This is a genomic window from Verrucomicrobiota bacterium (genome assembly GCA_039192515.1).
Classification (GTDB): domain Bacteria; phylum Verrucomicrobiota; class Verrucomicrobiia; order Methylacidiphilales; family JBCCWR01; genus JBCCWR01.
In genome coordinates this window covers 1-13,127 of record JBCCXA010000024.1, presented here as the reverse complement: position 1 = coordinate 13,127, position 13,127 = coordinate 1, and the positions used below count along the sequence as shown (strand labels likewise).

General features: G+C 40.4%; 10 protein-coding genes. 5 read left to right on the top strand and 5 right to left on the bottom strand.

Going from position 1 to position 13,127, the window contains the following annotated elements; all coding sequences use genetic code 11:
• Window positions 1-180 precede the first annotated feature (180 nt).
• Together AAGA18_11130 and AAGA18_11125 are read left to right on the top strand one after the other, a co-directional pair.
• On the top strand, window positions 181-1,356 hold the full coding sequence (locus tag AAGA18_11130; GenBank protein MEM9445891.1) for an NAD-dependent epimerase/dehydratase family protein: 1,176 nt from the start codon (window positions 181-183) through the stop codon (window positions 1,354-1,356).
• 24 nt (window positions 1,357-1,380) lie between these two features.
• Complete coding sequence (locus tag AAGA18_11125) at window positions 1,381-3,570, top strand: EAL domain-containing protein (protein ID MEM9445890.1); 2,190 nt, start codon at window positions 1,381-1,383, stop codon at window positions 3,568-3,570.
• 5 nt (window positions 3,571-3,575) lie between these two features.
• Here the strand turns inward: AAGA18_11125 and mqnC are convergent, their stop codons facing one another.
• Window positions 3,576-4,676 carry a cyclic dehypoxanthinyl futalosine synthase gene (mqnC, locus tag AAGA18_11120; protein ID MEM9445889.1) on the bottom strand — a complete coding sequence of 367 codons (1,101 nt, stop codon included), beginning with the start codon at window positions 4,674-4,676 and terminating at the stop codon, window positions 3,576-3,578.
• 99 nt (window positions 4,677-4,775) lie between these two features.
• Here mqnC and AAGA18_11115 point away from each other — a divergent pair, with 99 nt between their 5' ends.
• Window positions 4,776-6,644 carry a TIGR03790 family protein gene (locus AAGA18_11115; GenBank protein ID MEM9445888.1) on the top strand — a complete coding sequence of 623 codons (1,869 nt, stop codon included), beginning with the start codon at window positions 4,776-4,778 and terminating at the stop codon, window positions 6,642-6,644.
• Window positions 6,645-6,660: 16 nt separating this feature from the next.
• Here AAGA18_11115 and AAGA18_11110 read toward each other — a convergent pair whose 3' ends face one another.
• Together AAGA18_11110 and AAGA18_11105 are read right to left on the bottom strand one after the other, a co-directional pair.
• The gene (locus tag AAGA18_11110) at window positions 6,661-8,040 is read right to left on the bottom strand and encodes a response regulator (GenBank protein ID MEM9445887.1); all 1,380 of its coding nucleotides are present in this window, start codon (window positions 8,038-8,040) and stop codon (window positions 6,661-6,663) included.
• 226 nt (window positions 8,041-8,266) lie between these two features.
• Window positions 8,267-8,719 carry a DUF4339 domain-containing protein gene (locus tag AAGA18_11105; GenBank protein MEM9445886.1) on the bottom strand — a complete coding sequence of 151 codons (453 nt, stop codon included), beginning with the start codon at window positions 8,717-8,719 and terminating at the stop codon, window positions 8,267-8,269.
• Window positions 8,720-9,068: 349 nt separating this feature from the next.
• Between AAGA18_11105 and AAGA18_11100 the strand changes: the two genes are divergently transcribed.
• On the top strand, window positions 9,069-9,857 hold the full coding sequence (locus tag AAGA18_11100; GenBank protein ID MEM9445885.1) for a TIGR00266 family protein: 789 nt from the start codon (window positions 9,069-9,071) through the stop codon (window positions 9,855-9,857).
• A 561-nt stretch (window positions 9,858-10,418) separates the two neighbouring features.
• On the opposite strand, the gene AAGA18_11095 is transcribed toward AAGA18_11100, so the two are convergent.
• Both AAGA18_11095 and AAGA18_11090 read right to left on the bottom strand, forming a co-directional pair.
• Window positions 10,419-11,057 carry a CBS domain-containing protein gene (locus AAGA18_11095; GenBank protein MEM9445884.1) on the bottom strand — a complete coding sequence of 213 codons (639 nt, stop codon included), beginning with the start codon at window positions 11,055-11,057 and terminating at the stop codon, window positions 10,419-10,421.
• Between the two features lie 549 nt (window positions 11,058-11,606).
• Window positions 11,607-12,401, bottom strand: a complete 795-nt coding sequence (locus AAGA18_11090) for an energy transducer TonB (GenBank protein ID MEM9445883.1) — start codon at window positions 12,399-12,401, stop codon at window positions 11,607-11,609.
• Window positions 12,402-12,587: 186 nt separating this feature from the next.
• Between AAGA18_11090 and AAGA18_11085 the strand changes: the two genes are divergently transcribed.
• A complete protein-coding gene (locus tag AAGA18_11085; protein ID MEM9445882.1) occupies window positions 12,588-12,947 on the top strand; it encodes a hypothetical protein in 360 nt (119 codons plus the stop codon).
• The last annotated feature ends 180 nt before the right edge of the window (window positions 12,948-13,127 follow it).

Sequence of the window (13,127 nt, the reverse complement as noted above, 5' to 3'; positions counted from 1 at the left end):
TTTGCACACAAGCGCTGTGAAATTTTTGCCGCTTGACCATCATTCACCTGATACATTTGGGAACTAAATGACATTAAAATGGTCATTTTTTACCTAGAATCATAAATTTTTTTCCTCCCACTCCTCATATCTAAAGCTTAACCGATCTCACTGATAGACCTTCGAACAGACGGGCAACATATGACGAATGCTTACGACAAGATCCAGAGAGATCTAAAAAACAAGCCAGAGACCTGGCTGGTGACCGGCGCAGCGGGTTTTATAGGATCACACATCGTAGAGAAACTACTGCATCTAGATCAAAGAGTCATTGGGATTGACAATTTTTTATCAAATAAAGATAGCAACCTTCCTCTCGTTCAGAGCAATCTTAGCGCAGATCGATGGGAAAACTTCGATTTCTTCGATGCAGATGTTTCAAACTTAGAACTTTGCCAAGAAATCTTCTCGCTTTACCCAGACATTAAATATGTTATCCACGAAGCGGCCCTCTGCTCCGTACCTCAATCCATAGCTCATGCAGACATGTGTCATAAACATAATGCTACAGGCTTTCTCAATCTCATGATTTCCTCGTTGGAAAACAAAGTATCGCGAGTTGTTTATGCTTCAAGTAGCGCTGTTTATGGAGACAGTGTAGAGCTACCATGCATCGAGAATCGAACGGGAAGACTCCTTTCACCTTACGCCTTAACCAAATATGTAGACGAACTCTATGCTCAACTTTACACTCGGCAATATGGTCTCTCCACTGTAGGTCTGCGTTACTTTAATGTCTTCGGACCGCGTCAAGATCCACAAGGAGCTTATGCAGCCGTAATTCCTCAATGGATATCTGCTCTACTTCAGCAAGAATCTGTTACACTTTACGGTGATGGTTCTCAGACCAGGGATTTCTGTTATGTCGATAACGTTGTTCAGGCGAACTTACTATCAGCAGTAAATCCTTTGAGCTCTGAAAGCCCAATTGTGTACAACGTTGGAAGTGGGTCGTCCACAAAAATAATTGACTTGCTCGATCATATACAAAGCCTCTTTCAGAATGAATATCCTGAGCATTCAGTAGATGTAATACGCTTGAAAAATAGAGGAGGTGAAGTCAAGGACTCCCGTGCTGATATCTCACTCATTGAAAAGCACCTAGGTTATCAACCGTCACTTGATTTTCAGACTCAACTAGAAAACACCTATCAATGGTATCTAACAAACCTCTTGCCTAATCTAAGCTCTCCCAAAACCACTGTCATTAAAATCGGAGAGCACATCCAATCATGTGATACTCTTAAACCCGTTACTAAAAATAATAGAAATGATGTTTCCTATCCCAAGACAAACTCAAGGACGAACCATTTATAGCCGATATAAATACTAGATCTTCTTATGTCCAACTCGCCTGACAGCAACCCCATTTTCAAGACCCTTATCATAGAAGATGACCCTGTCACGCGTGTCATCATCGCCAAGGTATTTAAAAATCGAGGCCATACTGTAAAAACCTGTAATAGAGCAGAAGAGGCGATGGAGATATTAAAGGCTGATGACTACCCTCTCATCGTACTCAATCTGCAACTACCTGGGATGAATGGTACACAATTTTGTAACTGGCTAAAATTGCAACCAAAGGGCGAATTTCATTACCTGATCGTCGGAACCGCAAGTGAGCAACCGGAAGATCTCAAACAAATCATTGTTGCAGGAGCAGATGACTACATTGCTAAACCTTACCGCCAAGATATTTTAAAAGTGCGCTTCGGAATAGCGGAGCAACATGTTCTAGAACTATTGCATAGGAAAGAGCTAGAGTCTCAATTAAAGAATGAGAAAGATCTCATCAATACAGTTATCGAATCAGCAGGTGCTCTTATTGTTGTCTTGACTCCTGACTATAAGGTCGTTCGTTATAACCGAACCAGTCGCCAATTAAGTGCCTTAAGTGAAGCTGAGTTGATGAACAGCACTTTTGAAAATGCATTTATTTCTGATGAAGAAAGAGAAAGAGTTCAAAACAAATTGCGCCAATCAAAGCTTTTTTCTGATACGATTCGCTTTGACGCTCAGCTAGTCTCCAAAGACCAACAAATACGTTATGTCTCTTGGTCATGCTCTGCCGTTTACACGGAGTGCGGAGATATCAGACACATTGTTTGCACCGGAAATGACATCACCGAACGACAGAAAACCCAAGAAAAGATGACCTACCTTGCAGAAAGAGATTCTTTAACTGGGCTTCTCAATCGCACCAGACTACTGGGAAGTGTAGAATTTGCGATACAAGAAGTTCAAGATGGGAAAGACTACTCCCTCATTTATCTTGATCTCGACAATTTCAAAATGATTAACGACACTATGGGTGGGCATAGTGCTGGCGACCGTCTATTGGTTCAAGTTGCGGAACTATTACTCAAAGCCACACGCGGGGAAGATCACGTCTTTCGTTTCGGAGGAGATGAATTTGTAGTAATCTTGGCTAATACTAATCTAACACAAGCCAGGCAAGTGGCCGAACGAATCAACGAGTTGCTTCAAGAAGTAGTTATCACAAGTATTGATGATTCCAACCGTGTTTGCAATATCTCTGCTTCGATAGGCGTATCCGAAATTAAAGCGGATGATAAAGCTGAAAGCATTATTTCTTCCTCAGACGCTGCCTGCTATATGGCAAAGTCTCGCGGTAGGAATCGTGTAGAACTCTTTGACAACCACTCAGAAGAAATGCAAACGATGGAAACAGACGGAGATTGGCTTAATCGTATCCAAGAGGCTCTTCATCACGATCGTTTTGAACTTTGGCATCAACCTATAGTCAATATTGAAACAGATGGTATAGCCTTCTACGAAACCCTTTTGAGATTCAGAGACAAAGATGGTACTATAGTTCCGCCAACCCTCTTCTTACCATCTGTAGAACGATTCGGATTATCCAAGGAAATAGACTATATGGTATTGGATAAAACCTTTAGTGTCCTCGGCGAGCATCCAGAATGCTGTTTCTCTGTTAACCTTTCAGGAGATACTATTTCGGACCCTAACCTGCCCAATATTATTGAAGATTTGGCATTCTCTAAAAACATTGATTCTAACCAAATCATCATTGAATTAACGGAAAGCGTCATGATTTCTAACCTAGGGCAAGCAGAGGAAACTATCAGACAACTTACTAAAGCAGGCTTTAGATTTGCTCTAGATGACTTTGGCAAAGGCTTCTCCTCATTATCTCTTCTTAAGAATCTTCCTGTCCACATTGTAAAGATCGACGGTTCATTTGTTCGAGATATTGTAAATGATTTATCTGACCGCGTCTTTGTTCACAGTATTAACACCATTTCACATCATTTAAAAATGCAAACAGTTGCAGAATTTGTCGAAACAGAAGATTGCTTAGAAATTCTCAAAGTGCTTGGCGTAAACTATGTTCAAGGATACTATCTTGGGCGTCCTAAAAGGCTTGAGCAGTCTGACTGGGAAGAAGAAGCACAAAAGCGTTTAGCCATTCGGATTGACCGGCAATTCGTTCAAGAGGAAGGAATCAAAACTTTTACCTTATCCAAAACAGATAACCCTGTAGATTGAGTCTACTACACTTCATCACCTACAGCTTTATACCAGTTGTCTCTTTGCACAGGCTTATACCCTGCATCCTTGATCAACGATTTAATTTCTTTTAGCTCCAAACGAAAACTGGCTCCGGCTTGAGAAACGACATTCTCTTCCATCATCAGGCTTCCAAAATCATTAGCACCAAACTCCAAAGCTAGCTGACCAATTTGAGGGCCTTGGGTTACCCAAGAAGCTTGAATATTATCAAAGTTATCTAGATAGATTCTAGAGAGTGCTTGCATGCGTAGATACTCATGCGGTCCCGCCGTGTCAGCCTTTAGCACTGTTCCATCCGGTTGAAAAGTCCAACAAATAAATGCTGTAAAACCACCAGTTTCATCCTGTAAATCCCTAAGCCGCTTCAGATGAAAAATTCGATCCTCAATTGTTTCAACATGCCCAAACATCATAGTGGCACTTGAATGGAGTCCTTGTAAATGCGCTTGCCTCATCACTTCTAACCACTGGTCTGCATTGCACTTCCTGGGTGAAATTCTTTCTCTGACTCGATCTACTAGAATTTCCCCACCACCACCAGGAATAGAACCTAAACCTGCGTCCTTAAAAACTTTGATCACTTCGGCTAAAGACATTTCAAAAACGTCTGCAAAGTGGTTAAATTCTGGCGGGGAAAAACCGTGCACATTCACTTGAGGGTACTTATCGCGTAGATGATTCAGTAAATCGACGTAATAATCTATACCCAATTCAGGATGATGTCCGCCCTGCATCAAAATCTGATTTCCACCTAGTGCTACTAATTCATCTATCTTAGCATCAAATTCCTCATGCGTAAGCACATAGTGATCTTTGTCTTTCTGAGTGCGATAAAAATTACAAAACTTGCAATAGACATCGCAGACATTCGTATAGTTGATGTTACGGTCGATTATGTAAGTTACGATAACGTCTCCCTTGCCATCAAATGCCGCGGACTTTTTCTGCCTACGTCTCAAATCTGCAAGCTCACCCAATTCTGGCAATGGTGCATAATACAATTGCAGGCATTCATCCTCAGATATTCTTTGCTCGTCTTGGATTTTTTCAATGATTTTGTCGTTTTTTACCGGAGCAATCATATTATCATACTATAAGCTAAATAAAGGGAACTTCCAAGTTATGTTCTTGATGTGTAGCAATTGGACTATATCTATGTTATTCTTTATATTTAATTAAAAATGCTGAAGTCCATTCTTTTTAGGGTCAGACAATTAATAGCTAACCATACTCTCGTTGCTACCGTCACCTTTCTGCATTCATGTATTTATGCTCAAACTAGCTTTACGGAAAGTGGGCATCAGAAGATACTCGTTATATACAATCATAATGCTCCTGATTCCAAAGAGTTGGCAGAATATTACGCCCAAAAGCGCAACATACCCAATGACCGAATATTAGCGGTTAATGCACCCATAACAGAGCAAATTACTCGAGAACAATATGACAAATTTATTCGTAAACCTCTTGAAGCGTATCTTCTAGAAAAAAGATTACTTGAGCGTAAACCTGCAACTCTCAAGCTACTAACGCAAGAGAAAATAAAGATTAAAGGAGCAAAAAATTTTCCACTATGGGCCATCGTTCTTATCAAAGGAGTCCCCCTTAAAATTTCGAAGGATCCCAATTATACTCCTTCACTTCGTTTGCCTACCAATCTTTTGCATGACTACGCTTCTGTGGATTCGGAGCTAGCTCTTATTGGATATGAAAAATATCCATTAGAGGCATTTGTTCTCAATCCTTATTATTATGAAAGAGAACCTAGGCCATTTAATCAAAGTTTTGCAGATAAAATGACACTGGTCTGCCGACTTGACGGCCCTAGCACCAAGATAGTCAAAAGAATGATTGATGAGCCTATTCGAATTGAGAAAACTGAATTGACTGGAAAAGCGTACTTTGATGCACGAGGTATTTCTGACTCCAAAGATCGTTATTATATTGGGGATTTGTGGATCACTAATAGTGCAGAGATCTTGAAAAAATCCGGATTGCACACCACTCTCGATAATAAAGGCCCAATCTTTGCCCCATTCATACCTATCCCAGATGCTGCAATCTATGCCGGCTGGTATTCTGGCAATATAGCAGGCGCACTTAATCAAGAACATTTTCGTTTTCGACCTGGAGCTATCGCGTATCACCTTCACTCTTTTAGTGCAGGTAGTGTCCGCAACTCAAAAAAATTCTGGGTTGGCCCCCTCCTTAGCAAAGGAGCCTGTGCTACCATGGGCTCTGTATATGAACCCTATTTAAGATTCACACCCAACATTGCAATATTCTATGCTAGCCTTATGAGCGGGTTATCATTTGCTGAAGCAGCCTACAGTGCTCAGCCTGCCCTATCCTGGACCATGACCATGGTGGGGGACCCGTTGTACCGTCCTTTCAAAGGGGACTTTGCATCTTCGCTTTTACATGCCAACCAGAATAATACTGCTGATTTATCATGGCTAATTTTAAGGATGATTCGCTTGCAGGTTTTAAATAACAAGCTCACAGATGCACGTAAAAATTTAGAAGATCTGGTCACTAAGATTCCTTCTCCCACAAGCTGGGAAGGCTATGCTGAGATTATGCTAGAAATTGAGGACCAACTTGAACCAACCGAGATGGCATACCAAAAGGCCATCAATTTTCAAATCGACCCACGAGAAAAAGTTAGATTAAAACTTACTCTGGCCAAGCTTTATCAAAAATTTAGATATCCTCACAAAAGCTTATCTGTCTATGAAGAAATCCTAAAAAAGAACCGAAACATCGCCCACTCATATAATGTTAGTAGTCAGGCTATAGCTTTAGCTAAAAAGCAACCTGATTCATCCCTCAGCCCTTTTATGCAATCTCTCGTTGCAAATAAAACTTTGCCCAATAACGAGAAACAAGCCACCACCCCAACCAATAGACTACTAAGCCCTGCTCAAACTGGACCAAGTACTCTGAAGCCCATCTTATCAAAGCCTTCTCCTGAAAAAAGAGGACTTCTACCTGCAACAAAAAGCCCTTTAGATACACAGTCAGGCATCCTGCCTCCAGTCAACAACTAAATGGATACCAGTGGTCTCAAGGAGATGAGCCAAAGGTCCCAAAAAAACAGGCCGTTTTACGCTTCTCTGTATTGGTTGTGCTAAGTCGAATAATGGGCTTATTATGGAGATCCGCTTTAGATGGAGCCTCCACCAAATTGCGTATCGTTTCAATTGTAAAAGGTTTGGTCAGCGTAGTTAGTTTTTCAAGACGAGACTTGCCTATCAGTTTTTTCAATTCGTCAGGCGGATAAGCACTAATTAGAACAAATTGAGGATACCAATCTTTGACAAAGCTCTGCTGTTCACGGAACTCACTTAGATGCTCCAAAAATTCTAAACCATTCATTTCTGGCATAGAGTAGTCTACGAAAAACCATTCGGGTAAGAACCCTGAGCGAACTTTATCAAGGGCCTCTAAAGGATTTGTTGTCGCTTCAACCTCTCCGAAACCTATCCGGTTCATTAAGCGACCTAAACTTCTATTAACAAGAGCATCATCATCTACCACCATAACAGACATTTTTTGAAGCTCTTGAGCACTCGTGGCTGATTCTCTAAAGTCTTTAAAATTAACCGGCTGTGTTTTCCTAAGAAAGTGCCGCTTCGGCGCTCCCACTTTCATCTGGTTTTCTTTATCTAAGTTATCTTCTTGTTTTTCTTGAAGCGCGTTTGTGTCCTGTTGATACTGATCTGCGTTTCCGAGAGGCTGAGAAGACGATAAGGGTATTGAGATAACAATAGAGGCGCCAAATTCGCTATCACCCTGTATCGTAAGAGCTCCGCCCTGCTTTTCTAAGACACCATGAACCACATCTAAACTGACATTTGAACTATCCTGGGTGCCTGTTTCGCCTTCTTTGAGCCTTAATAAACCGCCCGTTTCCTCAGTAACAAAAATATGGGAAAAGTACTCATCGGTATCCACCTGGATAAAAATACGGCCATCAGTAACCAAAGCCTCTCTTACATCCTTAAGAACGGTCACTAAGCTGTAACCTAAAATTGAGTAGCTGGCGTGGACAAGTATATCACGTTCAGCTAGCACTTCGTCTAGTATAAATTCAAAGCCAGATTCAAAAGAATAACTACATAAATTAACCACATCTAAGATGAGTTCTCTTAAGCTCAGCTCCTTTGCATCGTAAGACTGCTTGCGAGCATAACCAAGCAACTGATGGCTAACCGCTGCTCCAGTTGCACAGGCATCTAAGGCATCCTGTAAAGACTGTCTCTGATCATGTGTTAAGTTGTTACTCTTTTCAGATAAAACGTATTCAAGATTCGCATGCACTACTTCAAGGACATTTCCTAAATCATGAGAGAATTTACCTGCAAATTCACCCAGACTTAATAAATTTCCTTCTGCATGGCTCTGTTGCTTAAAGCCACTTGCTATTTCCCTTTCCCTAACCATTTTTACACCTAGTTCTATTACTATATCGGCAAGAATATACAATAATTACTATAATTTACGATATTTTTCTACCCAGGAGCCTAAAAGCAATCTAATTGTAAGCTATTAACTGTTTAAACGTCCTCTACATCCTATCTAATAAAATAATTAAATCAATCATTTGTTATAGCAGATAAGAGTGCCGAGTCATTTCGATTGGTCTAATTTTTATGAATCCTTCACATCATCAAGCCTTTTCAGAATCAGGACTCAAGGAATTTTGTTGAAAAGCAGTAGCAAGATCATATCTAAGAAGTTCTATAAGCTCCTGAACTGAGTTGACCTGTGACTGCAAATCTCCAAGGTTTATTTCAATCCTTTGTAAGGATTCAACAAAATAGTTTCCGTAGCCAATATCAGCAGAAGCATATGCGCCAGCGTGATCTGCTTCTGAGATCTCAAAATCTTCTCGTTCTAATGCTTGCTCACTTTCTTCAAATAGAAGCATTTCAAGCACCTCTGCATTAGTATCAAGAAAATCTTGGATACTAGCCCATTCATCCATTCCGTCCTTCCAAATAAAATCCTCTTCCAAAAAGTCACTCTTCTGCCAAAAGGTAGCGATTTGGTAAACATCATAGGGGCCAAGCTTCTCCTCGCCGCGAAGTATATAAATCTCTTCGGTATCCGTGGAATCCATATGCTTAATCTGTCACTTTCCAAAACGAAGTGCAATTAAATAGAACATTGCAATAATTACAATTCTAACTTATTAACTATGTGCCTAAGAACAAACGGTATTTCGCTCGAATCATAGTCAAGGGAATATAATCGAGCTCTATGAAGACTTGAGCAACGAAAAGCATACCATCTATCAAGCTGTATCCAATGGTGATACTTCTTGGAAGCTTTATGCTACTCGATGCAGAGATCTTATGCAGATCTTCGGAAACCTCGAGTATTAATCGTGGCAAGTGGTTAGACACATAGCTATTTGATATTGATAGAGATAACGTTACTTTAGAGGACGATAATTGGAGTTACGAATTATGCAGTGTGATGAAATAGACTTTGAAATATTTGGCAACGACATGCAAATTGTCGAAGTAGAACTCGACCCTAATGAAACGGTCGTCGCAGAGGCGGGAGCTATGAATTATATGGAACAAGGCATCGTCTTTGAAGCTAAGATGGGAGACGGCTCTGATCCGAATGAAGGAATGATGGGGAAGCTCTTAAGCATTGGTAAACGAGCCCTGACTGGTGAATCCATCTTTATGACACATTTCACAAACCATCATTCTGATAAATCTAGAGTAGCTTTTGCTGCCCCATTTCCTGGTCAAATTATACCTATCAACTTAGAACAACATTACGGCTCGTTACTTTGCCAAAAAGACGCATTTTTATGCGCAGCTAAAGGAACCAAAATTAGTATCGCTTTTAACAAGAGATTAGGCGCAGGCTTTTTTGGCGGAGAGGGCTTTATTCTACAAAAATTACAAGGCGATGGCATGGCATTTATCCATGCTGGCGGCTCAGTAATTTCCAAGGACCTAAATAACGAAACATTACGGATAGATACTGGCTGTATTGTCGCTTTTACAGAAGGGATTGACTACTCCATAGAGCGAGCCGGCAATCTCAAATCCATGTTCTTTGGTGGAGAAGGTTTATTCTTAGCAACCCTTCGTGGCGTTGGGAGAGTTTATTTACAAAGTTTGCCTTTCTCAAGAATGTGTGACCGTATTATTGCTCACGCTCCCTCAAAAGGAGGGCAACGTAAAGGTGAGGGATCCGTATTAGGTGGGCTCGGAGATATCATAGATGGTGATTAAGCCAGGATCTCATAGAAGTTGAACGATGTGCATAGAAGCTTGAGCCGCAAGAAAAAGAGAGTCTCTGAAGATGTAACATCGTATCGTCTGAACGCAGCTCTTACCAGCAAGCGAAGAAGCGCGAAGTGCCAATCCAGATAAAAGTGCGATATGGGTTCAAAAGGTGATATTTCTAAGAGACTCTATGTTTTTTAAGGCCAAGATCTTGCACAGATCTTTCAATCTCTAGAGCCTCATTCGAGTTAAAGTCATATTGTTGCTTAAGTTTTATTTCCAATCATGGCAGTAGATACTGGCAGGTCTAAACTTAGCATAGCACCGATTGTAAAAATCAGGAGTCAAGTAATATGAAAGAATGAAGACTTTCATGTTACCTGTCGGCCTACAAGATGATAAGATCTTCTTAAGGGAATGTCTTGGGTCAGGATAAAAGGACCAATATCTGATTATACCATGTGTTGCATAGTGAAACCAAGAGAAGTGTGATTGCGGATCCTTAAACTGACTTAAACTAAAAAATATTTTAATAGTTTGAAGGTTGACTCACACTTTCAGAGAAGACTACTTTCGCAGGACATTCTCAACTGAGTGTCCAGAGTCCCAAAGCTCATCAACGAATCCCTGTATTTGTCGGCCTGATATCTTGGCTACTCCAAAATTTCGACCTTGACTCTGGTAGTTTAGGAAGCTTAGCAGCTTGACATTATGCTTTTTTACTAACTCGATGAGGAAAGATAAAATATTTTCATTTTCACTTAAACCAAAAGTGATGCGAGCTGTCCCCTCTTCACTAGACAATATTCTTACGAAAGCCCTGAAGATATCAGACTCTGTTATAATTCCCACTAGCTTATTGTCGTGCTCGACGGGTAAACCGCCAACATGGTAATCAGCCATTACTTTGGCAGCTTCTTCTAACGGCTGATTCTGAGAGATGGTGATGACATTTTTAGATAAAATTCCTCTAACGTCTTTTGCACCCGGAATGCTTTCAGGTCCAGCTGCTGAAAAAGGGTTTACATTGCTTGGGTAGTTTTTAGCAATATCCCCTTCGCTTACTATTCCAATAATTCGACCCTCTGTACTCAAAACGACCAGTCGCCTAATTTTATGTCTGACCATCTTAGCGATTGCTTCATGCATCGATGTTTCGGGAGAAACCGTTTGCACATCTTTGGTCATGTACATTTGAACTATCACTTCTTCCCCTTATCGACCTTCAACCCGAGCGATGCAGTAGAGACTTAAAGATCGATAAATTAAGCACCCCTCCTCAAATTTAACTAAAAAGAGTTACAAGTAACGCATTTCTAGAGATTCTTGATAGACGATAAACAACTCTTGGCTTAATAAAAGCATCGGATTTTTTGGAACTACAAGGTCTAAGTTTTTTGGATCCAAGATCTTATGCAAATCTTTAAATTTTTATGTCGTAGCTCGAGTTAAAAGATTTATCTGATTTCGAAATACCATATATTTTTAGTATTACCATATACTTGACAACCTCGACTGTTTAATTATTTTAGAAGCGTTATGTTAAGCATTTTGGGATTGCTACTGCATAAAAAACCAAGCGAAGCCGAGGGCGATAGTCGGAGCCAGGGCAAGTTTTTGTCGACAGACCGCGCTAACCGGAGGGTTAAGGTAAAGAAGTGGAAGCGCTATAAAGTAAAGCATCCCCTTTATTTCGGCATGAAATAACAGATTTTACTCCGTTCCCTAGAACCTAAGAGACTTGTACAAACTGAGCTACTTGTTAGCATATTGCTTATTAGACGACTTCAGTATCTTCTCTTGAACCATCTCTAACTCTTCACCTAGTTGTATTCCATAAAGAAAGGTCAACCTCATTTTGATTCTACCGTAGCTCTCGTTAATAAAGTCTGCTGTATAACCCTTCATCCTCTCAAAATTGTCCCAACGGGTGAAGGGAGTAAATTTCCATAGCTTTGCTGCCTCAATTGATGGCTTTATGAATACAGGGTGCGTAACTTGCTCAATCTCTGTTCTAACAACCTTACCAAGCTCATTCATTGTAATGATTACATCACAATAATCTTTTGAGTTATAGGAGTTAAAAGCCCTAGGGTAAGCGGGCTTATATGCCTCTACAGGAAATAGCTCACTGGATTTCTTATACCTTTTTAGTGGCTCTAGCGCAAAAAATGAATCTACCGATTGCACAAATCTAAATGGTTGTCTTACTTTCACCGAGCGAGCAACACCATCTACAACAAATGGCTCAAATCTCCAATTCCTTATTGCCCTGAGTGCTGCGTTAGCAAATGCTGGGTGGCTGGAGACTTCAACTTTAGCATCAGAAACTCTGCCCTTTTTGTCTACAAGGACCAGAACTTTGACATTTCCAACATCTCCATTTAAAAGTTGTTCGCGAGGGTATAGGGGATAATAAGCCAATTTGACTGCAGGCGGTGCTGCTATTGTTGCGCTGTGATTTTGGTCAATAATCAAGCATGCGACAAAGAAGTATTGGAGCCAGCCTAGATGCCAGTATTTTAGATTATCTGCGCGCTTTTTATTCATTCTTTATAATTAAAGTAACGACTTTTAAATATCGACAAATCAGGCTTTTTCTAAAGCTAAGCCAGTTATAAACACGCTCTATTTAACTAACTATGATTCTAGATCTCACAATTTCTTTGACTTTGTCACGTAATCGTAACATAAATGACACACGTTTGCAGCATGGCAGACTAAGCCTTTTCGTTTATGCAGCTCTTAGAAAATTTTCTAGAAAGTCGTGTGACAGGCTTATTCTTGCGGGTATGCCTGGTAATAGTATTGCTTTTTAAGGCTTCCTGCAGTTCGGAACAAAATACTATCCATGGGAGTTGGGAACCTACATCCGACAAAGTGCGCCTCGCAGCTAAGAAAATAACTTTTGAGAAAGATGGGACTTTCTATTTTAATGAGGTCAAAGGGAAGTGGAATTTCAAAGATGCTGACACAGTTACTCTAACTTTTGGAAAAAATATCTTACCCAAAGATTTTGACTTTAATCTCGAAAATGGCTTGCTTTCACTCTCCGATCAAACAGGTGAAATTGGCGCGTTTTCTAGAATGAAGTAGGGCCATGCATGCCTTCGTTACAAAGTCGATCTCTCTTTCCTAATTAGTTGTCACTGAAAAAGTGATTTGGCTTAGTATGGGAAAGGGGTGAGTGTATAAAAGGACTGTGAGAAAAGACTGGTAATAGGTACAATAGACGCAAAAGCTGGTCAAAAATGAGAAGTAGTAGTCCTGAAAACA

What these genes read in the sequence shown, in the direction of transcription:
- AAGA18_11130 (MEM9445891.1), top strand. Translation starts at nt 181, where the DNA reads ATGACGAATGCTTACGACAAGATCCAGAGAGATCTAAAAAACAAGCCA.
- AAGA18_11125 (MEM9445890.1), top strand. Translation starts at nt 1,381, where the DNA reads ATGTCCAACTCGCCTGACAGCAACCCCATTTTCAAGACCCTTATCATA.
- mqnC (MEM9445889.1), bottom strand. Translation starts at nt 4,676, where the DNA reads ATGATTGCTCCGGTAAAAAACGACAAAATCATTGAAAAAATCCAAGAC.
- AAGA18_11115 (MEM9445888.1), top strand. Translation starts at nt 4,776, where the DNA reads ATGCTGAAGTCCATTCTTTTTAGGGTCAGACAATTAATAGCTAACCAT.
- AAGA18_11110 (MEM9445887.1), bottom strand. Translation starts at nt 8,040, where the DNA reads ATGGTTAGGGAAAGGGAAATAGCAAGTGGCTTTAAGCAACAGAGCCAT.
- AAGA18_11105 (MEM9445886.1), bottom strand. Translation starts at nt 8,719, where the DNA reads ATGGATTCCACGGATACCGAAGAGATTTATATACTTCGCGGCGAGGAG.
- AAGA18_11100 (MEM9445885.1), top strand. Translation starts at nt 9,069, where the DNA reads ATGCAGTGTGATGAAATAGACTTTGAAATATTTGGCAACGACATGCAA.
- AAGA18_11090 (MEM9445883.1), bottom strand. Translation starts at nt 12,401, where the DNA reads ATGAATAAAAAGCGCGCAGATAATCTAAAATACTGGCATCTAGGCTGG.
- AAGA18_11085 (MEM9445882.1), top strand. Translation starts at nt 12,588, where the DNA reads ATGCAGCTCTTAGAAAATTTTCTAGAAAGTCGTGTGACAGGCTTATTC.